Annotated in this window: 17 protein-coding genes; 2 read left to right on the top strand and 15 right to left on the bottom strand. The window is 36.0% G+C overall.

Annotated elements, in window-relative coordinates:
- Positions 1 to 7: 7 nt before the first annotated feature.
- The 14 genes from C8E03_RS01470 to C8E03_RS01405 all read right to left on the bottom strand — a co-directional run bounded on the left by C8E03_RS01470 (position 8) and on the right by C8E03_RS01405 (position 18,052).
- Complete coding sequence (locus C8E03_RS01470; RefSeq protein ID WP_094379759.1) at positions 8 to 991, bottom strand: ABC transporter permease; 984 nt, start codon at positions 989 to 991, stop codon at positions 8 to 10.
- A gap of 27 nt (positions 992 to 1,018) precedes the next feature.
- Positions 1,019 to 2,233 carry a sugar ABC transporter substrate-binding protein gene (locus tag C8E03_RS01465; RefSeq protein WP_094379757.1) on the bottom strand — a complete coding sequence of 405 codons (1,215 nt, stop codon included), beginning with the start codon at positions 2,231 to 2,233 and terminating at the stop codon, positions 1,019 to 1,021.
- An 11-nt stretch (positions 2,234 to 2,244) separates the two neighbouring features.
- On the bottom strand, positions 2,245 to 3,210 hold the full coding sequence (locus C8E03_RS01460) for an ABC transporter permease (protein ID WP_094379755.1): 966 nt from the start codon (positions 3,208 to 3,210) through the stop codon (positions 2,245 to 2,247).
- 13 nt (positions 3,211 to 3,223) lie between these two features.
- The gene (locus C8E03_RS01455) at positions 3,224 to 4,723 is read right to left on the bottom strand and encodes a sugar ABC transporter ATP-binding protein (RefSeq protein ID WP_110290087.1); all 1,500 of its coding nucleotides are present in this window, start codon (positions 4,721 to 4,723) and stop codon (positions 3,224 to 3,226) included.
- 21 nt (positions 4,724 to 4,744) lie between these two features.
- A complete protein-coding gene (gene arfA, locus C8E03_RS01450; protein WP_110290086.1) occupies positions 4,745 to 6,280 on the bottom strand; it encodes an arabinosylfuranosidase ArfA in 1,536 nt (511 codons plus the stop codon).
- A 346-nt stretch (positions 6,281 to 6,626) separates the two neighbouring features.
- Positions 6,627 to 7,397: an expansin EXLX1 family cellulose-binding protein gene (locus C8E03_RS01445; RefSeq protein ID WP_278321159.1), complete on the bottom strand. Its 771-nt coding sequence runs from the start codon at positions 7,395 to 7,397 to the stop codon at positions 6,627 to 6,629.
- 154 nt (positions 7,398 to 7,551) lie between these two features.
- Positions 7,552 to 9,090, bottom strand: coding sequence for an ABC-F family ATP-binding cassette domain-containing protein (locus C8E03_RS01440; RefSeq protein WP_110290085.1), 1,539 nt, complete (start codon positions 9,088 to 9,090; stop codon positions 7,552 to 7,554).
- A 572-nt stretch (positions 9,091 to 9,662) separates the two neighbouring features.
- Entirely contained in the window at positions 9,663 to 10,691 is a 1,029-nt protein-coding gene (locus tag C8E03_RS01435; protein WP_110290084.1) for a ribonucleotide-diphosphate reductase subunit beta, read from the bottom strand.
- A gap of 22 nt (positions 10,692 to 10,713) precedes the next feature.
- Positions 10,714 to 13,005: a ribonucleoside-diphosphate reductase subunit alpha gene (locus C8E03_RS01430; RefSeq protein WP_110290083.1), complete on the bottom strand. Its 2,292-nt coding sequence runs from the start codon at positions 13,003 to 13,005 to the stop codon at positions 10,714 to 10,716.
- Between the two features lie 102 nt (positions 13,006 to 13,107).
- Positions 13,108 to 13,431, bottom strand: a complete 324-nt coding sequence (locus C8E03_RS01425; protein WP_094376805.1) for a GIY-YIG nuclease family protein — start codon at positions 13,429 to 13,431, stop codon at positions 13,108 to 13,110.
- A 49-nt stretch (positions 13,432 to 13,480) separates the two neighbouring features.
- Positions 13,481 to 14,086, bottom strand: a complete 606-nt coding sequence (locus C8E03_RS01420; RefSeq protein WP_094376804.1) for a helix-turn-helix domain-containing protein — start codon at positions 14,084 to 14,086, stop codon at positions 13,481 to 13,483.
- A 221-nt stretch (positions 14,087 to 14,307) separates the two neighbouring features.
- Positions 14,308 to 15,600, bottom strand: a complete 1,293-nt coding sequence (locus C8E03_RS01415) for an ABC transporter permease (protein ID WP_242993333.1) — start codon at positions 15,598 to 15,600, stop codon at positions 14,308 to 14,310.
- The gene (locus C8E03_RS01410) at positions 15,597 to 16,298 is read right to left on the bottom strand and encodes an ABC transporter ATP-binding protein (RefSeq protein WP_110290082.1); all 702 of its coding nucleotides are present in this window, start codon (positions 16,296 to 16,298) and stop codon (positions 15,597 to 15,599) included. The genes C8E03_RS01415 and C8E03_RS01410 overlap by 4 nt, the downstream gene beginning before the upstream one ends.
- Positions 16,299 to 16,309: 11 nt before the next feature.
- Positions 16,310 to 18,052: an HlyD family efflux transporter periplasmic adaptor subunit gene (locus C8E03_RS01405; RefSeq protein ID WP_170122860.1), complete on the bottom strand. Its 1,743-nt coding sequence runs from the start codon at positions 18,050 to 18,052 to the stop codon at positions 16,310 to 16,312.
- Between the two features lie 192 nt (positions 18,053 to 18,244).
- Here C8E03_RS01405 and C8E03_RS01400 point away from each other — a divergent pair, with 192 nt between their 5' ends.
- Entirely contained in the window at positions 18,245 to 18,922 is a 678-nt protein-coding gene (locus C8E03_RS01400; protein ID WP_110290080.1) for a response regulator transcription factor, read from the top strand.
- Entirely contained in the window at positions 18,915 to 19,949 is a 1,035-nt protein-coding gene (locus tag C8E03_RS01395; RefSeq protein ID WP_110290079.1) for a HAMP domain-containing sensor histidine kinase, read from the top strand. The genes C8E03_RS01400 and C8E03_RS01395 overlap by 8 nt, the downstream gene beginning before the upstream one ends.
- A gap of 226 nt (positions 19,950 to 20,175) precedes the next feature.
- Here the strand turns inward: C8E03_RS01395 and C8E03_RS01390 are convergent, their stop codons facing one another.
- A complete protein-coding gene (locus tag C8E03_RS01390; protein ID WP_110290078.1) occupies positions 20,176 to 23,286 on the bottom strand; it encodes a beta-L-arabinofuranosidase domain-containing protein in 3,111 nt (1,036 codons plus the stop codon).
- Between the last annotated feature and the right edge of the window lie 165 nt (positions 23,287 to 23,451).

Genomic DNA, 23,451 nt, shown 5'->3' with positions numbered 1-23,451 from the left:
GAATTATTTATTGATTCGCCTTGATTAATTCATTCTTTTTCTTTTGACTGTTAATAAAGTCAATGACTCTTTGATTATTATAGGTAAAAATCATAATAATTAAAAGGAAAATACCAGATGCCGTATCCTGTAGGGAAGCAGACAAGCCAAGACTTAGTAAGCCGGTTGTCAACATGTTTAGTACAAAGTTTCCGATAAAAATCCCGATAAGCAGGTTACAGTACTGTTCTAATGCAAGTCCTACATAGATTCCTAACATACAGTTAAAAATAATGTTTGTACTTGACATATACATTGGAGTATCAATAGATCCTTGTATTGATATTTTTAATAATGCTGCCACACCCAAAAACAGGGCGGATACCACATAGCATAAAAATGCTGTTTTTCTTGTATTGACGCCAATGTTTTTGGCAATTTGCTGGGAGCTTGCACAAGCTCTTACATGATATCCAAATTTAGTATAATTAAAGATCAGGTAAAACAGTACAAACATCAATCCAAAGAGAATGAAGCAATAGGGAAATCTTCCAAGCATTGTAATTTCACCGCTGATTGCTGTTACCCAGGATATGCTTGCAAGGTTAGACAATGTTTCATATACCATGCATACGCCTAATGCTGTAACAATGGCCGGAACCCTTAAAAACAAATACATTGCACCAGATATAATTCCCAAAACAACTCCGGTTAAAACAACAATTAATACAAACGGGATCAGGCCTATTCCATAGAGATACACTAATTTGGCACCAAACATTGCCGATAGCATTACAACTGCACCTGCACTTAAATCCATGCGGTCACAAAGCATATTACAGCACATTGCGTAAGAAATCAAGGTTGGAGCAAGTGTCTGTTTCAAATTCATGAGTATACTTGTTGGCTTTCCAAAGCTGCCTCCTGAGCAGATAAAGAATAAAGCATATACAAATACAGGCAATAATATTACTTTCCATGAATTTTTTAAATTGGTGGATATTGTATTCATCTTCTTCTCCTTTCCTAAACGGACGGATTATTCACCATGTCTTGCAATCGTATCCTCGATACTGTAGCTAGAACCCATTTTTAATAAATCAGCAGAGGTTGCAGCGCTGTTTTTCGACTTAATTACTTTGTCAATCTCATCCGTTGTCCATGCATATACGCCGTCATTATGCAAATAAGTCATATAATCTGAAAATTCTTGTCCTGATTTACAAATAATAAAGTTAACTGGTACTTCTACTTTATCAAGAGGATTGCCTTCTAATGCGTTATAAAGTAATACAAATGGGAATACAACATCTACATACTGTCCGCCGATTGCGCATACGGTATCACCACTGTTTAAGCTATCCTGACAATTTTCAGACAAGTCGCAGAATGCAATTTTAACTTGGCCATCTCTGCCTGCTGATTTAATAGGTTCTGAGCAATATTCGATACCTAGTAAGGTGATTGCGATACCATCTATCGTATTATCTGAAGCCAGAAAGTCTTCTACTGCTTTGGTAAATTCAAGACCTCTGTATTCACCTGCTTTTTTCACTTCAGGATGATCCTTAAATGCTTGCATCATACCTTCCCAACGTCTGTCATGGCAAGTAATACCCGGTTCATATCCAATTGCTGCAATGTTGGTACATCCAGAATCAATTAAGCTTGTAATGATTTCGTAGCCCGCATCATAATCTGCTTCATAGGAACCACCTACAAAATATTTGCTGGCATATACTTGTTCTTTAATACTATCATCAATCTGAGAAAAACCAACGCTTAAATAAACACCGTTTTCTTCACAGGTTTTTAAGCCTTGTAAAACTGCCGTACCTGAAAAATTTGTTGTAATAATAGCATTAACACCTTGTGCACATAAATTTTCAATAGCGGAAAGATAAGTTTCATCTGCAAAATTTTCAATGATATAATAATTAAATTTTACGCCATAATTCTTTCCTAAATAGTCTGTATAAGCTTTATACTTAGAACATAAGAAGTCAGTAGTGGTATGAATAATGACACCAATTGTATATTTACCATTTTCATCTCCACAGGTTTCACCAGCCCCCGACTGATCAGACCATACTTGTCCCTGTTGCGTATTTGTAGTGTTTTCGGTTGCATCGGTTGTTTCAGTTGTATCAGTTGTTTTTTGAGTTTGATCATTTGTTGTAGTATTTGAACTTCCACATCCTATTAATGAAAAAACCATGATAAAGCTTAGTAATAATGCTGCAATTTTCTTCATACCTTTTCCTCCTATTTTAAAATCCCATCTTTGTTCTTAACGTATGTTAAGAAAACCAATAGTAATAAAACGATTCCTTGAATTCCTTCAATGACACGTTCATTCACTCCCATAATAATCAGACCATTACGTAACAGGATAACTGAGAAGCTGCCAACTAGTGCGCCAATCATTTTGACGCGAGAACCTCCTGAAAGAGGAACGCCACCTAAAACCAATGCAGTTATGACATTCATTTCCAACCCCTGTCCGGTAGAGGTACTGACACTTCCTGCTCTTGCCATCAGTATAAAGCCTGCAATCCCAACTGTGATGCCACTGATGATATAAGCGATCATCCTTGTTTTTATTACATTTACTCCAGCTTGCTGTGCTGCCACTGAATTTCCACCAATTGCCTTATTCGCTTTACCGATACTGCTCTTTTCAAATAGCAGATAGCAGACAAGATAGACTCCTATCAGCATACAAAGCTTGAATGCCTGATTATCATAATCATACAGATACACAGGAATACTATATTTTTGTGTTGCACATACTGTATTTAAGATACCACGACACATGTACATTATACATAATGAAGTAATAAAGGGAGACACTTTTAAATATACCGAAACCATTCCGTTTAAGAGAAACCATACCAATGCTGCTAAAATATTCGTTATGAATATAACAATTACGGGTGCACCGGTATTTGCTACCAAAATAGAAATTAAAACACTAAAGCCTATGACACCGCCATATGACAGATCCATTCCTCCATGGGAATAGACAAAAATTGCACCAAATGCCATGATTGCCACATAGACGGTCTGATTTAGAATACTGTTTAAGTTTGCTCTTGTCAAAAGCTTACCGTCTCCAAAAAATTGAAAAACAAGAATCATTAGTATAATTCCAAGAAAGGGAACAATTTTTCTTAACAGCTCGCTTGAATTTTGCGCTGTCTCCTGTCTTTTTGTTACTGTGCTATTCACAATCGATTCCCTCCTATACCATTTCCCGAATCAGTTTGGTTTCATTCAAACTTTCTGATCGTTCAAAGGATTTTTGAATTTTTCCATCTTTCATAATCAATATTCGATCGCTCATTCCAATCAGTTCAGGAAGCTCCTCTGAAATCATGATAATGGATTTTCCTTCTTTTTTGAGCTGATACATCAGTTGATACATAAATGCTTTCACGCCGATATCAATTCCTCTTGTCGGACAATCCAAAATAAATATTTCAGATTCATTACCAAGCCACTTTCCAAATACTACTTTTTGCTTATTTCCACCACTTAATTCTCGTACGTCCTGCGTAATTTCCCGGCATTTAATGTTTAAGCTTTCAACCTGCTTATTTGTAAACTCTTTTTCTGATTTTTTCAAAATAAGAGGTCCCTTTTTAAGCTTTGGAAAGGATGGTATTACGATATTCTCCATAATGCTTGCAGATAATATCAAAGCTTCCTGATCGCGGTTTTTGGAAACATAGCCTATTTTATTTTTTATTGCCTGCTTTTCTGAAATGATTTTTTCTTGATTTTGCAGCCTCACCTCACCATATAAAGGAGATTTAACTCCAAAAAGTGCTTTTCCAAGTTCATGCATTCCACAATCGGTAAGCCCTCCAATACCAAGAATTTCACCTTTATGAAGCTTAAGCGATACGCCTTTTAGGCTTGTTCCTATATATAGATTATCTGCACTTAAAACCACTTCATCCTCACAATGACCATCATAATCGCTTCGATAATAATCACCGGTCAGCTTTCGTCCTACCATCAATTCCTTAATTTTTTCTTCATTAAACTCTTCTTTTTCAAGCTGTGCAATCAATACTCCATCTCTTAATACAATCATTTGGGTACAGATTTCCATCAGCTCTTTCAAGTCATGTGAAATAAATAGTACGGTCTTGTTTTCTTTCCTAAACTGTTTGATAATTCCATAAATAATATCTCTTCCTCGTTGGGAAAGTGCGGTTGTCGTTTCGTCTACAATAAAAATCTTAGGATTAGAATAAAGAGCGCGCACAACCTCAATGAGCTTTCGTTCCTCAAGACTATATTGAACAATCGGTGCTTCTGGTCGTATGTTGGTAATTCCTATTTTTTCCATTGCCTTTAAGGCTTCCTGATACATTTTTTTGCGGTTGATTACACCCGCTTTTGCAAATAAATGCTCTTTTCCAAGAAAAATGTTATCGGCAACTCGTATTCCCGGTAACGTTCCCATTTCCTGAGCAATCATACTGATTCCATGCATTTGGGCATCCCTTGTATCGGATGGTTTATAGAATTCGTCATCCAACTCAAGTTCGCCTAAAGAAGCCGGATAAACGCCTGAAATAATGGATGATAAGGTTGACTTGCCGGAACCATTTTCACCAATCAGTCCGATAATCTCCCCCTGTTCTATTTCCACACAGACATCCTTTAATGCATGAGTCAGTCCAAAATCCTTCGATATATTTTTTACTTTTAATATCGCTTTCGAGTTCATTACTACCTCCATCCCCAAAGGCTATTGCCCAAGGATAATCACATTCCATGACATCTTTGGAAGAAGCACGGTCAGATTTTTTGAAGCCTCAATTGGCAGCTCTTTCATTACGACATTATCTGGATTTTCAAAGGTATTTCGTGCTTCATAATCATCACCACTTAAAACAAGATGTTTCTTAACTTGCTTATTGCCATAACCTTGCAGTTCAATTTCAAATTCAACTTCCTCTTCCTGATCACAGTTTAGCACAAAGATACGTACTTCATCCTTCTCTTTATTGTAAACAACCGCCGATTCAACGACAGATAAATCACCAAAGTCGCAATGATATTTGGGAGCCTCTGTGCTGGCTTTCATTGCAGTTCCTCTTCCATAAGTACTTAACATATGAAACGGATGATAAATGGCCTGCTTGAAAATTCCGCCGTTTTTCATGGTTGTGATTGGAGCAATGACATTAATCAACTGCGCAAGGCATGCAATTTCCAGTACATCTGCATTATTTAAAAGTGTAATTCCAAGTCCTCCGACTACAATTGCATCCAGCAGGCTGTATTTCTCCTCCAGTATCGGCGGTGCAATTTCCCATCTTCCGGCTGATGTCATTTCAAAGGTGGTAAGCCCTTGCAAATCATCCAAAGAGTCAAGTTTAATATCCTGAAAATTCCATACATTCCATTCATCCAAACAGATTTTAATATCTTTTTCGCAATGCTTTTTGGCTTTTACATATTCAATTGCACATGCACTGTTTTTAATATGCTGATCCAATTGCTTATAAGATGCCACATAATTAGTGGTTCCCTGTCCGGCATTCATGGTGTAATTATGTGTTGACAAATAATCTACCTGATTATATAACTCTGAGAGCATGGTTCTGTCCCAGTCAAGATACGTCGGCAGCATTTCATAACTGCTTCCGCAGGCAACTAATTGAATGGTTGGATCAACCCATTTCATTATTTTCGCTGCCTCAAGTGCCTTTTTTGTGTAGTCTTCTGCTGACAAATGACCTGCCTGCCAGCTTCCCTCCATTTCATTGCCAAGACACCAATACTTAACATTGTAAGGCTCTGGGCTGCCATTTTTGGCTCTTAAATCACTCCAATAGGTTCCCCCCGGGTGATTACAATATTCAACCAAATCACCGGCATCCTTAATGATTCCAGTACCAAGATTGACCGCAATCATGGGTTCGATTCCAACCTTTTTGGCCCACCTGCAAAATTCATCAATTCCAAATTCGTTTGTTTCGATACTGGCCCACGCATAATCCATTCTTTTTGGACGCTTGTCCTTGGGGCCGATTCCGTCATGCCAGTCATAACAAGAAACAAAATTACCTCCCGGATATCTTATGACAGGAACATTTAATTCTTTCACAAGTTCCATGACATCTTTTCGATATCCATCTTCATCTGCATCCGGATGTCCAGGCTCATAGATACCTGAATAGATACTTCTTCCCAAATGCTCGGTAAAAGAAGAATACAACTTGTCATTAATTTCTCCTATCGGATAATGACTGTCGCTGAAACATTTTGCCTTTTTCACACTGTTACCTCCTTCTGTAAAAAATCATTAACAGTTATAGGTTGATTTTAGCGCTTCTATTAGGGCATATCTATGTGCTATTTTTTTTCAAATGTATAATATTTTTTTGTTTTTCGACAAAAAGTGTAAAAAAGTGTATTTTTTTTTGTTTGATATCATATCTTGATTGAAAATTGATATTGACTAGACATCGCAGACACTTTCGCGCCCGAGCAGATTGAGAAGCAATAGAAAATACTTTTATATGTTAACAACATGGACTTCCTATGAAAGAACAAAACAAAAAAGCATTGTATCAAATAGTATATTTAATAATACTAATTTAATACAATGCTTTATTTTACCCCTAATCAGGAAATTGTACATTTCCCGGCACAATATATGCCGCTGAAGTTCCGCTTTGAGGGAGTGAATCAATCGTATCTGTGATTACGTGATTGCAGATATCTGTCATTCTAATCTGAATGGTGCCTGTTCCCATATTCGTTCCAACGAAATGATTCCACTGCATTTTCTCCATATTAATCCATTGCCCATCCTTATAATATTCCATCTTTAATACCGGATATTTATGGTTTCTGACCTGAATAGCTGCCCACCATTGACTGCTGCCCTCTTTAATGCGGTATGATACATTTCCGGTAATCGGTGCTTTTATTACTTTCCATGAAATATCGATTTTGCCTGCCGACATATCACCTATTTTGGCAAAAGAAGTGGGACATAAATCAAGTGCTCCATTCCCTCCCTCTGGATATAAATCGGTAACATAAACAATAGTAGAGCCGTTTGGTCCTTCCACCTGTAAATATGCTCCGGCCAAAGCAGCCTTTATACCATAACTATTATAATCATCTGGATTCAAGGCTGTGATTTCCATATCGGATGATATTGGATCAAGTAATGCACAGCCTCCTGAATATCCTGAGCCGGTATAAGTAGCATAGCCAGAATGCAGAGCATTCCACTGATCTGTAGAATCAGATGATATAGCTGTATTGGCAAATTTGTTAATAGAAGCATTGAATAAAACTGTACTATCGGCATTAGCAGTTATTCCTGCTGCGGATGTGATGCATGTACATGCAATTAATATAGAAATAATTTGTTTTTTCATAGTATGTACCTCCCCTTTTTTCGAATTATAGCATTAATAAAGAGAAATGTAAATACTATTTTACGTATAGTTTATTGTTGTTAGATAATATAGTAAATATTTCCTATATCACATATTTATCCATAATAATTGTACTTGTTTTTTGCATTTTGTTTTATTTGTTTGACCTTTCTATGTCAATAACCTTCTGCACCCAATCCCGATAAAAAGCTTCCTCATGAGAGACTAATAATACTGTACCTGAAAAATGAGACAAGGCTATTTTCAAAGCTTCCTTTGCTTGTATGTCAAGATGATTGGTCGGTTCATCCATTATCAAAAAATTACAAGGTTTCATCAGCAGCATACACATTCTGACCTTCGCCTGCTCTCCTCCACTCAAAGTCCCAACTGCTTGCACTGCGTGTTGATTCAAAATGCCACAACGTGCAAGATGCTTTCTCACCTCCTTTATGACAAGGGATGGATTGTTCTCGGAAATAATTTGAATAGGTGTTTGTGTTTCGTCCTGCCATTTTAAGTCCTGTTCAAAGTACCCAAATTTCACTTGCTCAGAGAAAGCAAACGATCCTCGTATAGACGAGATTTGCCCTACTAGTGTTTTAAGCAGAGTAGTTTTTCCTATTCCATTGAAACCTGTAATCACCACTTTTTGCCCGCCATTAATCGAGAAATTGATGTCTGACAAAATGGCTTTATGATATCCAGCATATAAATGCTTTACTATTAAATGTTTCGTATTTGTTAATGAAATTTCATTAAAATGAAAGGAAGGCTTTATTTCTTTTTGATTCAATGCCTCCATTTTATCCATACGGTCAAGTTGTTTTTGTCTCCCTCTTGCCATTTTTGACTTTCTTCCTGCAATATTCTTGCGAATAAATTCTTCCGTATTTTTGACTTCCTTTTGCCAAGCAGAATACTGCCGAATATAATCCTCTCTCAAAAGCATTTTCTTTTTAAGAAATTCTGAATAGGTTCCATAATATTTTGTTATTTTTTTATTATCAATGTCGCAAATGCGATTCGTAATTTTTTCCAAAAAGTCGTAATCATGTGAAACCACCATAAAAGCGTTTTCAAGATTAGACAGGTAGTCAGATAGCCACATAATATGATTCTTATCAAGAAAATTTGTGGGTTCATCAAGGAGTAAAATATCTGGTTTTTCAAGTAAGAGCTTTGCCAGAATTACCTTAGCTCGCTGTCCCCCGCTCATTAGCTCAATAGGACGCTCCAGTCCCAAAGCCAGAAGTCCCAATCCGTTTGCTACACGTTCAATCTGTGTATTTATTGAATAAAAATCGTTCATTTCCAATTGCTTTTGATATTGTGCAGCAAGCTCTAAAAGGTTCCTATCACCAGCAGCAGCTTGATAATAAAGTTTGTTCATTTTTTCTTCCATTTCATATAGCTTAAGAAACGCTGATTTTAAAAAGGTTTCCATTGTCATATTCTCATCTATCTGAGCATATTGATCCAGGCAGCCCACGGTAATCCTTGGCTGCCATACAATTCTTCCTATATCAGGAATTATTTGACCCATACAAATTTTGATAAGGGTACTTTTCCCTGTTCCATTTTGACCAACGATTCCAATATGCTCTCCTTTGTTTAACGATAATTCTGTGTTTTTGAAAATCAAATTATCGCTAAATGAATGTGTTAATTCCATAATATTTAATAAACTCATAATTTTAATAATCCTTTCCTTACTATAACTTCTTTATGATAATCAATACTTTTGTACGATAACAACAAGGTCTTTCCTATAAATAACAAAGCGGATAAGTCCCCATAAGGTCTTATGAAATAAAAAAAGCAAAGGGCAAAGATACAAAAAAAGTATCTGCCTTTTGCTTAATGATTAAATCCAATGAATCTAATACAACAAAAGGCCATGGACAAAACATTGTCCACAGCCTGATAAACATTAATAGCACAGGGAAATAGGTATCAAAATAAAACGAAAAATTCCGTTTCTAATGTCTTTCTTTAGCAAAAGACATGTCTGATTGATATATTTCCCGATGAAAATTAAAAGCTTATTCTATCGCTATACTCTGCACAATGCTTCATCGTGTTTAATTGTACAGAGCTCATTCGTCTTGTTATCTTATCACTTCTATAAATACTCATATCAGTTCTCCTAAATTATAATGACTTATTTTATCACAATATTCAATCAATTACAATATGTAAGTGATTTTAAAAACATATATTTGTAAGTGATTTTAGAAACATATATTAGTATCCTATTACATTCTATTCCAGCTCGTCAAAATTAAATATCGCTGCTTTTGTGTAATTGGTTACTTTTGCTTCAAAAAAATCCGTTTTTGTACTGTTTAGGTTGGAAAAGCCTTCTATCCATGCCATTGGATTTTCTGTTATATTTGGATATAGCTCTTCTAATCCAATTGCCTTAAGTCTTTGATTTCCCAGATATTGAATATATTTTTCAATTAAACCATCATTAATTCCAAGTATTTCATTGTTGGTTACATATTGTCCCCAGCTTATTTCATGTTCTACACCTGTTCTCATCATTTCACGAATTTCCGCTTGAAGCCTTTGTGTAAATATTTTTGGATTTTCATTTCTAAGCTCTTTAATGATATCCTGAAATAAAACCAAATGTGTAATCTCATCACGATTAATGTATTTAAAAATCGTACTCGTGGCAGTCATCTTTCCTTGCCTTGCCAAAGTATAGAAAAAGCTAAAGCCTGAATAAAAATAAATTCCCTCTAATATATAATTGGCAATCACCACACGAATAAAATTGTCTATCGTTTCATTTTCATTAAATTCCTGATAAATATTGGCAATATACTGGTTTCGTCTCAAGAGGTGCTTGTCTTCTCTCCACTCATCATAAATCTTATCCCGCGTGATTGGATTGGTTACTGTATCTAAGATATAAGAATAGCTTTGAGCGTGTATCTCCTCTTGAAAAGCCTGAATATTCAACAGCGAAGAAACCTCTGCCGCCGTGATATATCTGGAGAGATTGGGTAGATTTTCGCTTTGCACAGAGTCTAGAAAATTTAAAAAAGAAATGATTTTATCAAAGGCATTTCTTTCCCCATCTGTCAGCAGCGGAAATTGCTTAATATCCTCATTTAATGAGATTTCTTCTGGAATCCAGAAGTTGTTTAACATAGTTCGGTAAAGGACATTTGCCCAGTTATATTTAATTCGGTTCCATTCCCTTAAATTCGTAGTGTTTCCATTGATTAATGACTCGGTTCCTCGTATTCCGTATTCATTAAATATTTTCTTTTTTTTCATACCTTTGGCTTCCTTTCTTTACTTAGCTTGAGCAACTCGTGCATTCATCCATTTCAAGAGACTGGTTTCTTACATAATATATTGTCTTAATCTTGTTTTCCCATGACTCTATGTATAAATCCAAGATATCCTTTGCTTTTAGCTCGGGTGTAATATATAGATTAAAGGATTGTGCCTGGTCGATATGGCGTTGTCTTACTCCACATGCTTTGATACTGTACCGCTGGTCAATATGATGTGCTTCTTTATAGAGCCAAAAATTTTCTTCACAAAGCTCTGGGGCTGCTTTTGGTGTAAAGCTTCCCTTTTTTTCTTCTATAAAAAATTTCTTAAATATCGGATCGATTCCGGCTGTTGTACCGGCTATGTTGGAGGTACTTCCGGTTGGAGCTACTGCCATAATATAGCCGTTTCGAAGTCCATATTTTTGTACCTGTTCTTTAAGTGTTTGCCACCGTTTTGAATCGTAGCTTCTTCTCTCAAAATATTTGCCCGACTGCCATTCCGAGCCTTCAAATGCCTGATACGCACCTTTTTCTTTGGCTAATTCCATCGAAGCTTTAATTGCCTGATAGGCGATTTCCTCGTATAGTTGATCGGCTTCTTTGAAATGCTCTTCACTTTCCCAAGTAATTTTGTGTTTTACAAGATAGTGATGATAGCCACTTGTTCCAAGTCCGATGGCTCGATATTTGTCACTCGTTATTTTGGCTTCTGCAACGGGGGTCTGATTCAGAGTAATGACATTATCTAGCATACGAATTTGCAGTGGAATTGTTTCTTTCAGCTCCTCCAAGTTCACTCGTCCTAAATTTACAGAATTTAGGTTGCAGGTTACCATATCACCAGATTGAATTTGTCTAATTACATTAAAATGATCGTTTTTATTTTCTGCCACTTCATCAATAAATGTGGATTCACTCACATTCTGAGCTATTTCATGGCACAAATTGGAAGCGTATATCATACCGGCGTGTTTGTTAGGATTTGCCTGATTTACAGTATCTCGAAAGAAAATAAAGGGAGTTCCTGTTTCGACAGCACTTTTCATAATTTTTTTCATAATATCAAGCGCTGTTACGGTGATTCTACCAAGTTGTTCATTTGCTTCACAAGCTAGATAACGCTTGGTGAAATCTTTATTATCTACCTCATCGTAAAAGTCTTCTAAATGAAAACGCATCACTTTATTAACCATATACGGATCAAATAAAGACCAATTGCCTCTTGCTTTCAGACGCTCCATAAAGATGTTTGGAATGCTGACAGATGGAAAGATATCATGAGCTTTCCTCCTGTCATCCCCATTATTGGTTCTCAACTCCAAGAATTCGTACAAGTCTTGATGCCAGACATCCAGCGTAATGGAGGCTCCTCCTTTTCTGCGCCCCAGTTGATCTACCGCAACGGCGGTATCATTATATAAACGTATCCATGGGATAACACCACCGGATGCATTTTTATGTCCTCGGATTTCACTGTTAAGTGCTCTTATTTTTCCAAGATAAATACCCAAGGCTCCGCCATGCTTAGAAACACTGGAAAACTTTTGATTGACATCATAGATAGACCACAAATTATCCCCCGTTACACAAATGAAACAACTGCTTAATTGGTGAAACGGTGTTCCGGCACCTGCCAGAGTCGGGGTTGCAGTCGTCATCTTAAGCTCACTTAATATATCATAAAATTTTCTGGCATAGAAAAGCCTTTTTTCCCTTTCAGGTATGGCAAGATGCATTGCAATTACCATAAAACGTTCTTGTGGAAGCTCTAACACTTCTTTATGAAATCCACGAATTAAGTAACGGTCGGCTAAAAGCTTTAGTCCTTCGTAATTAAAGAGCAAATCTCGCTCTGGCTTTATGTAGTCTCCTAACTCCTTTATTTCCTGTGTACTGTATTCTCCTTCCAGATATTCTCCATAATAGTGAAGCTTGGTTAATTGATGTATCAGTTGTGTGAAATCTCCATAGCCAAAATAGTCGTAGCCACGATGGATAGCTGCCTCTTTGTAAAGATCTGACATGAGCAATCTTGCCGCCACATACTGCCAGTTTATATTTGTCTGCTTGATCATCGCTCCATTGATATCCTTCGTAGTCTGTATTACTTTTTCAATTGCTGTCTGAATCAAAATCTGCTGAATTTCTTTCGTGCTCATACCGTCGTGAAATTGTAGATTGGAATCTATCTCAAGTTCAATCGGATTACAGCCATCCAAGCCCTCACAAGCGTATGCTACCATTTTCTTTGTCTTTTCAACAATAAGCTGTTCATAGCAGCCATTACGCTTTTTAATTTTGATGTTCATCTTGTTCATCCTCTCTTAGTAATTAATTCAATAATAATAACTATTATTATATTTATTTTATACTAAGTTTAAGAGTTTGACTAGGGGTAATTTTAAAAGCTTTTACTTTTCCAGCCACATTTCCAGTAAAACAGCTATATCCTCTGAAAATTCACGAAGAGTTTGAGTTTCACTCTTTTTCATTTCTTCCAGTACTTCAAAAGAAAACGAGCTAGCTCCATACTGTTTCCAATCTACATCCATAATTATTTCAGGACAAGAATTTATCATAATGGAAAATTCAAAGCGCTTTTTTGCGCTTTGCAGGTCTTTTGTTGACTTAATCCATTTATGGTCATTACCATTGCATTTGATGCAGTATATTCCGCCAATTACTTCTCTATCTTTATATTGTTGTTTTAATTCTTTTTTCGTAAGCTTTTCCATAATACAGACCCCTCTTTCAAATAACATTGTATTTTTTAATTAACACTATTCATGATAAAATCCAAAGCCCGTGTTGGCTGCAATAGTAGTATAATATGCCGCCATTTTTATATTTGAGTTTACCACCATTTAATTTTGGAAAACGCACAGATGCAGTTTGCTCTGGATAGAGTTTTATAAGTAAAATGCTATCCCCTGTAACGTATGCAAGGAAGGAAATATAATGTGCTTTGCTCATTTCATGTTGAAAGGTAACATAGTATTCTCCATCTATCTCCTCCACTTTGGCTTGATGCATTTGGTCTGGTACATTTGCCTTAAGGGCAAACAATTTACGCCCACAGCAAGAAATCTCAGAATGACCTGTACTTGTAATTACATTTCCACAGTTTGGACACACATAGAATTTGATTCTTTTTATATTTCCGGATTCGATTTGATTTTGTTCTAAATTACCGGCTAGCATTCTTTCTATATTCACTTCCAATATATTGGAAAGTTTACCAAGCAAAGATACATCAGGACATCCTAATCCACGTTCCCATTTTGAAATTGTTTTATCGCTTATATGCATCATATTGGCAATCTGCTTTTGCGTCATGTTTTTTTCTTGACGCAGACTGCGCAATAACAATCCTACATTTTGATTATTCATTTTTTCGCCTCCATTACCTTATCATAATAGAACGAGTGGCAAAATGCAATCAACGCATCGTAGATATTGGATCGCATAAGAGCTTAATATAGTGTTTTTCCTATTAGAACAAAGCGGACAAGTCCGCATCAGCTCCCTAATCCCTTATTCACGAGGGAATTGACCGCTTTGCCGCGCCGAATGCTGTCACACAGTGACATTTTCCACTTCAATAAATTATTTTATTCATACCTTAGTGCTTCAATTGGATTCATTTTTGCAGCCTTATTTGCCGGATAATATCCAAAAAATACTCCTATGGTCATTGCAAAAACAAGTGAGATCAATATGCTGGTAACAGATGCACTGGCAGGATACCCTAATATCGTTGCTGCAACATTACCTAGAATAACGCCTAGAATAATTCCCAAAATACCACCAATCAAACAGATAATAACAGCCTCCACGATAAATTGCAGCCGGATCGAGCCATTCGTTGCTCCAAGTGCTTTTCTGGTACCAATTTCTCTTGTACGTTCTGTGATTGATACAAGCATTATATTCATTACTCCGATTCCACCTACCAAAAGCGCAATTCCTGCTATAACTGATATCGCAACTGTAATGGTAGAAAGCATATCCATCATCGTTGAAACTATTGACTCCATACTAAAAGCACTTACTTCAAAATCATTATTATTGCGGTAATATGGTTCAAAAAAGCGTTCAATCTGAGAGACAAAGTTTGTTGAATCAATACCTGTTTTAGTTACAACCGAAAATTGTGAAAAACCAGTGCTATGATCTAAACTGATTGCTGTTTTTAACGGAATATACATATTAGTCGTAACGGTGTCATCCGAAGCAGAAGAAAAGCCTAAGCTGGATTCTTCATATTTGTATACACCAACGATGGTATATCCAATATATTTATCGTTTGTTTTTACTTCGACTTCACTTCCTAATGCTTTTTCATTGTCTCCATCAAACATGTTGTTAACAAATTTATCAGATACAATTGCTACTTTTTTAGCTCCGTCATAGTCTCTTTCTGAGAACGTGCCTCCCTTTAAAAAGGTCAGGTTACTTGCAACAAAATAGCCTGCACTTGTTCCTATTACTTGTGTATTTGCAGATGTGTTTCCAGATTTGGACTGTCCACTTCCAACTGTAATGCTGGCAGAGATTGCTTCAATGGAATCAGGATAGGTTTCACATAGTTTTTCAATCATTTGTGTGGTCAGATAATCTTTATCTGTGGCCGCTGCACTACTATAATTTGTATTACCAAATACTGCACCGCTTTCATTTACCTCTTTCTCTTCACTTTTTTGCTGAAGTCCCACTGTAATATTATTTACTCCCATTGATTCCATCGAGGAAGATACTGAATTGGTCAAAGAGTTTCCTACTGTCATAATTGCAATTACTGAACCAATGCCAATAATAATACCTAGCATGGTCAGAAGCGCTCTCATTTTATTGGCCAGTAAGCTGTTAACGGCCAATAATATATTTTCCATAATCAGCATCATAAGTCAATCCCCCCCTTTCTTTCATTTTTTACACTGCCATCCTTAATCGTAATGATACGACCTGTCTCCTCGGCTAACTCATTTGAATGAGTAATTAAAACAATCGTTTTACCTTGTTCCTTATTTAGCTTGTGAAATAAATCCATTACCATACGACCTGTTTGAGAATCTAAAGCTCCGGTTGGTTCATCTGCAAGAATAATGGAAGGATTATTCGCCATAGCCCTTGCAATTGCAACTCTTTGCTTTTGACCTCCTGAAAGTTCTTCGGGTTTATGTTTCATACGTTCCCCAATCCCAACCAAATCCAAAAGTTCCTTTGCTCTTTCGATTCTTTCTTTTTTCTTTTTTCCTCCATAAAGCATTGGAAGCTCTACATTCTTTAATGCAGTTGTTTTTGAAACAAGATTATAAGTCTGGAATACAAATCCAATCCGTTGATTTCGTATTTTAGATAGTTCATTGTCTTTTGCCGCATTGATATCAACACCGTCAAGAATATAATTTCCTTCTGTAGGACGATCCAGAATACCAATGACATTCATTAGTGTACTTTTTCCCGAACCTGATTCACCTACTATGGATAGAAATTCCCCTTCCTCTACAGAAAGTGAGATACCATTTAAAATTTGAAGCTCATTAGGCTCACCAATATAAAATCGTTTAATAATATTGTCTAACTGTATAATTTTTGACATTTCTATACCTCCTAAAATCCTCCCATTGGTCCCATATTAGTTAATTCCGATGTATCGGTACCGGTAGAAGGTACTACTACAAACATGCCCTCTGTAATCTGGTCACTGCTAATTTCAACATAATAGTCTGTTTCCATACCAAGTGTTACGGTTATTGTTTCTGGTTCTCCACTACTTTCTTTTAATACCTGAATAGTTCCCTGACCATCCGCAGTTTCGGTTATCACATCATAAGGAACGGCATAAACATCATCCTTGGAATCTACTATGATACTTAACTTTGCAGTCATCCCGAGTCTTATTTTATCATTCGTACTATCAATTGATACTTTAACAATATAGTTTACATCACTGCTTGTTGTAGTGGTTTGTGACTCTGGTGTTGGTGAAATGTAGGTAATCGTTCCCTTTAATTCTTCATCATCCGTTGCATTGGTTTTTATAATAACTGGCATACCCGTATAGATATCACCAATATCGTATTCATCTACAGTTGCTTCAACCTGATAAGCGCTGTCATCTTCAATTATAAACATAGTTTCGCCTGTATAGGTATTTCCTGCACTTATATTCACTGCGGTTACAACACCATCAATTTTTGCTGTGACATTCCCTTTTTCTAACTGGTCTTCGTAATTTTTTAACTCAGTCTTTTTAGAATCCAGATTAGTTTCATTGGTAAGTGCAGTTGAGGACAAATTTTCCTTTTGAGAATTTACTGTATTCTCGTTGGCACGATTGGTATTATCACGTTCTGATATTGCTCCGTCATATGCGGTTTGAGCCGTTTCAACGGCTGTTTCGGCAGCATCTAATTGAGTCTCAAGTGTAGATAGATTGGTTTTTGCTGTCTCGTAAGCTGTTTTTGCTGACTCATAGGCTGTTTTTGCCTCCATATAGGAAGCTTCTATACCAGACAATTGAGACTTGGAGTCACTTGTTGCCTGTAATTTTACTGCTAAATCTTCTTTGGCGGTTGTTAATTGATTTGTCAAGTCCGTAAGCACTGTGCTGTCAGAAGTTGCTGCTATTTGCGAATTTAAATTATCTACGACTGCCTGCGCCGCCTCTGATGACTTCAGTGTTGTTTCGTATGCCGTATTCTTTACGTTGTAATCTTCCTCTAACGCTGCATATGTTTTTTTTGTACTGTTATAGGTCTTTTTTGTACTGGACACCTTATCTTTTGCAGATTCTAACTCACTTTCAATATCACTTTGATTACTCTGTGCTTCTGAAAGCTTATTCTCTGCTGTTGATACATTGCTATCTGCCTGTGAAGCCTGTGCATCCATAGTCTCTTGTGCATAATTTAAAGAACGTTCAGCAGATTGTGTACTCACATCATTTTGTTTTTCACCAACCTCAATGCTCTTTTGTACTGTTCCCAATGATTCCTCGATATCACTGACATCTAAGGTACATAATATATCGCCTGTCTTTACGCGGTCGCCTACCTCTACATTCACTGAGGTGATTTCATAATTGGTAAGAGATGTTTCTTCTTCCTGTGAGTCATTTGCTTGAATTGTTCCTGTTGCACTAATGCTGTTTGTAAGCGATCTCTTTTCAATCAGTTCTGTTTCAATTTTTGTTTTTTGTAGATTTTTCTTTTTATTTGCCAGAATCGTGCTTACTCCAAAAACTCCTGCTATGATAAGCACAACAGTTACTAAAAGTACAACGAATTTTTTAGAATGTTTCTTATTCGTACTGTTTCCTTTTTTATGTATTACTTCTTTTAACTTATTCAAAATAATATCCTCCATTTTTAATTGATTTGAATAAGATAGCAAACGAATTTGAACTCAGTTTAAACTAATTTTTTTAATTTATATTTGATTTACAAACTTGTGTTATTCTTTTATAATCATGTACAATACGATATAAGATTGAATGAGTAGTCAAATCGGAGTGTTTAAAGTCTATCAAAACGGAGGTGTTTTATGTTTACAATTTTAGTTGTAGAAGATGACGATAATTTACGCAAGTTATTTTGTACTGTCTTAAATAAAAATGGTTATCAAACTATTGATGCTAAGGATGGTTATGAGGCATTAGATTGTATGGACAAGAATTATGTTGATTTATTAATCTCAGATGTTATGATGCCAAATATGGATGGCTATGAGTTAACCAGAGAACTTAGAGCCGCACATTATGAAATACCTATCCTTCTTATTACTGTAAAGGAAAGCTTTCAGGATAAGCAAAAAGGTTTTCTGTCTGGAACGGATGATTATATGGTAAAACCCATTGATGTTAATGAAATGGTGCTTCGTGTAGAGGCACTGCTGCGCCGTGCCCAGATTATTACAGAAAGGAAATTGACGATTGGTTCGACGATACTTGAGTATGATACCTTAACTGTTTTTCAAAATAAATTACCGATACTGCTTCCACAAAAGGAATTTTATCTTCTTTATAAATTAGCATCCTATCCAAATAAAATATTTACCCGTCAAAGTATTATGGATGAAATTTGGGGAATGGATAGTGAATCTGATGAACGTACCGTTGATGTTCATGTGAACCGATTAAGAGATCGTTTTAAGGAAAATCAGGATTTTGATATTATTACTGTTCGGGGATTAGGTTACAAAGTGGTGAAAAAAAATGTTTAGAAAAAGCAATATTAATCTTTGGCTGACCTTCGTGTTAACTGTATTTTTTATCATGCTGTTTTCCACTATATTAATTGGTATCATAGCTATTCTTATGATACATCTGGGGTATTTAGCTCCTACAGATAAAAGTCCGATTACTCCTATGTTTTTACTCCTTCTTCTAAGTACCTGTGTTGGAACTATTTTCTCAATGCTGAGTGGTAATGTTATATTAAAACCAATCCGAAAATTCAGCAAGGCAATTAATCTTGTGGCTAAGGGAGATTTTACAATTCAACTGGAGGAAAATCAAAAAATCCACGAAATCAATGAAATGGCAAAAAATTTCAATAAAATGGTTGCTGAACTATCGAGTATTGAAACTTTAAGAAACGATTTTATTACAAATGTGTCACATGAATTTAAAACACCACTTTCTACGATTGATGGCTATGTTACCTTGCTACAGTCAGAAGATTTAACCACAGAACAAAAACAAAGTTATATCAATATTATTATGGGGAGTACCAGACAGCTCTCCAACCTAACCAGTAATATTTTGAAAATTTCAAAATTAGAAAATCAGGATCGAATATTGATAAAAAAACTATTTTCTCTTGATGAACAAATTCGCCAGTCTCTTCTTTTGTTAGAAAATAAATGGAATGAAAAAAATATTAATTTAGAGCTTGAACTTTCCCCAATCATTTTTTATGGAAATGAAGAGCTTATGATGCAGGTTTTTATTAATTTAATTGACAATGCAATTAAATTTACCCCAAAGAATGGTGAAATTAAGATTAACGCCTATAAAACAGACTACGCTGTTTCCATTTCCATTTCTGATAACGGAATTGGAATATCTCCTGAAATGCAAAGACATATATTTGAAAAGTTTTATCAATCGGACAAATCCCGTTTATCAGAAGGGAATGGTTTAGGGCTTACGTTAGTAAAACACATCGTAGATTTATCAGGAGGTAAAATAAAAGTAGACAGTAAATTAACTATTGGGACTACATTTACAATCACATTTCCCATATAATCCAAAGACAAATTTGGAACAAAGTGTCTGCTTTGTAGACACTCTCGCGCCCACGCGAGTTGCGTAGCAACAACTTCCTATCCACGTGGTGTGCCTTCCCCCAGAGGGTTTCTATAATAGGAAATTCTCGGAATTTCCTATTATAGAACAAAGCGGATAAGTCCGCTTTAGCTCCCTAATTCCTCACTCACGAGGGACTTGACCGCTTTACCAAATGCTCATATTCCTATTGCTTTGCATTTACTGTTACATTGTCAATATTAGGGCCTTCTGTTCCAGTTGTTACTACTTTCAAGGTATTTGTACCGCTTTTCATGGCAACCTCCAATGTTTTTTCATTCCAAGTCGTCCAACTTCCGGTTGCATCAAAGGTGGCATCGCTAATTACCTTTGTTCCATTTACATAGAGATCTAGTTTTCTGGTTCCTTTTTCTAAGGCATATCGAAACGTTACATTTTTGGTTCCGTCATAAGCGCAGTAAATGCTGTTCCACTGAATAGCTGCCTCAGAGTTAGCGGTAAAGTTAATGTATCCGTTACCACGAAAGCCTGAATTCGTAGTCTCAACTATCGCATTTGTAAGAGTAGTATCTTTCTCTGCTTCATAAGTAGTACCTGTATTTTGTTCGCCCTTATCAATTTTTAATGTATAGTTTTGAGAGGTTGTATCATCCTCTGCCACTACTTTTATTGTCAATGAAGTGGTTTTTGAAGAAAGCTCCACCGTTCTTGTAATAGTATCATCAATCAAAATGTTGTCCACATAAACCAGTGAATTCTTTTGTACGGGTGTAAACTTAATTTCAGCTTGGGATGCATTTGTATCTACTAAGCTAGTATATTCTGTGCCAGAAAGATTAGCTAACATGCCATTTACGGTTATTTGTGATAACTTGGCATTATTGCTATAAGCTTTCATAATGGTTACATTTTCAAACACTCCACCTACATAACTGTTTCCCCGATTGGCAAATTTAACTGTAACCTTTGATTTACCTGCTATCATTTGGGATGGTATCTGATAAGAAACATCATAAAAACCAGTTGGATTTTTAGACTGAATTGTTTCTTCCTTTAAAAGCATATTGTCTATGTAAATGTTAAAGGTTCTTCCAGCATCTTTGCTGTAGTATTTCGTACACAGATAATTGGTGCAAGAAGAGTCTACTTTCATATCATAGCTAAACCAACCCTGACCATCTGTTGTACCATAGACATGACGATAATTATAGCCTCCATAGGTACCACTTGATGAATTACCTTGCAAGTTGTGTACCAATTCAAATTGATCATTTGTAACCTGTACATCATCAATGGTAGCTTCTTCCTTTTTTGCAGCCGCTTTGTTGTTTATAATATTTTCCTGTACTGAGTCAGAATCCTGTGCAGATAATATGAAATAGATGCCATATCGGTCGGTATATCTTTGATAATGAGGCGTAAATTTCAAATTATCGTCTGAATCAGTATTTCGAAGTGTAAACTCAAGCTTACCTTCCGTTTGAACCAGATTACTCTTAATGTTTTTCAGCCATTCATCGACTGATTCACCATCTTTTATAAGAATATAATCCTTAATTGTAACACCATCAGGTATCGTTGCTTTAGCAGATGCCATATGACCTGTGGATACCATTTGCTCCGTACCAAGCCCTGCACTTAAAACAAGTGGACCATACGTAAATGCTACTGAATTTTGATTGTCCGCAAGTCTGGAAGCTTTTACCTCAATTGGGAAAGTCAACTCTACCTTATCACCGCTTTTCCAGTTTCTATTAATATTTAAATAACCATTTGACTTTGTTACACTATATGCAGTCCCATTAACTTTAACCGTCACTTCTTGATTAGATGCAATCCAGGAAGGTGATCTGAATTTAATATTTAAAGAAGAAGAAGGTGCATTGTTAATCGTAAAAAGTACTTGATTAGATAAAGGCAAATTAGCTTCTTGTGTAAGGGAAAGTCCTTTTTCTGCCCAATTTAGTGTAGAGCTTAGGTACATATTTACGTAAAGCTCAGAATTATTATGAAAGTATAGACTGTCATTAAGCTTTGTGTAATTTTCCATACCACTGCCTGTACAGCACCAAAAGGAATTTGTTTCTGAACCAAATAATTTAAAGTATCCGGTTCCCATTGGTTTAAAGTAGGTAGTCATACCTGTTTCAGGGTTTTGAGCTGACATAATTTCATTAATCAATGCATTTTCGTAATAATCAGCATATTGTACATCTCCGGTCACCTTAAAAAGCTCTCTTGAAAGTTTGAGCATATTGTAGGAATTACACGATTCATTATTTAAATTATCTCTTGTGGAATCTAGTTGTCCTGCTGCTCGAAAGCGTTCATTTTCACTATTTCCACCTGTTACATAAGTATGATCCTTTACTACCATGGCAAAGAATTGCTGAGCCGCATTATAGTAGAATTTTTCAGACGTTCCAAGGGTTCGGTAGCGGTTTAATGCTCCAACAAATTTGGGTATCTGTGTATTGGCATGCTTGTTTTCAAGCACATCCTTGCCATTGGAAATCGATGTAAACAAGGAATCTTCATCAAACTTATGTGCTGCTGTTAAATGGTTTGCTTGATTGGTGTATTTATAAAGCTCGTACAAGCAATCGTTCATACCTCCATATTCTACTCCAAGTACTTTGCTTTGAAGTGTGCTATCCCACTTTGAAGTCCTATTATAAGTCCAATCTCCCAGTTTACTTGCTATTTGCAGTGCAATTTCATTTCCCTCATATTTATATACATCTACAAGACCTGCAATTATCTTATGCATGGTATACCAAGGTACCCAACTGTCACCGGTTGCTTTGCCTTCAATAATGTCAAAATGTCCTTCAGGCGATGCAAATAAATATCCGGTACTACTTTTGTCTTGAAATGATTTTAGTTGAGTCATAATATAATCTATTTTTTTCTTAATCTGCGAATTTTGTATTGAATAATCATTTTTCGTCTGCTTATAGGCCTGTGCCATTGCAGTCAGATAATGTCCCAACGTATGTCCCCTTAATAAACTCCAACTGCCTTCCCAACCTCCATACAGATTTAATCCGGTTGCAGTTTTTGGATCTTTTCCTTCTGACACAGCTTTAAAACCAGCCATAAGCCGGTCTGCATCAAGCGACAAGAGATAGGTCATATCTTTCTCAAATGCATTTACATAATAAGAGTCAGTAATTTTTACCTGCTCCATGTCAAATTCTTGTAGGATTTCAACAGAGTTTGCTGCAGCACCATCTGCTGGAATAAAACCAGAAAGAGTTAATGATAATATCATCAAATTCGCACATATCATATAGTATGGTTTTCTTTTTTTCATAAACTGCTTCTCCTTTATTTTGAATGAAGTTTTTTAATTATAGAATGGAAAATTTTTTAGAATTACCCTGTCTGTAAAAATAGGCTGTCACAATATAAAATTAGAATATCAGAAACGTTATGATTTGATTTATTACTTCCTGTTATTTTTATTTTATTTGTGACA

The sequence above is a fragment of the Lachnotalea glycerini genome (genome assembly GCF_003201285.1).
GTDB lineage: Bacteria > Bacillota > Clostridia > Lachnospirales > Lachnospiraceae > Lachnotalea > Lachnotalea glycerini.
The sequence above is the reverse complement of the archived record's forward strand: the minus strand, read 5'-3'. Positions and strand labels throughout refer to the sequence as shown.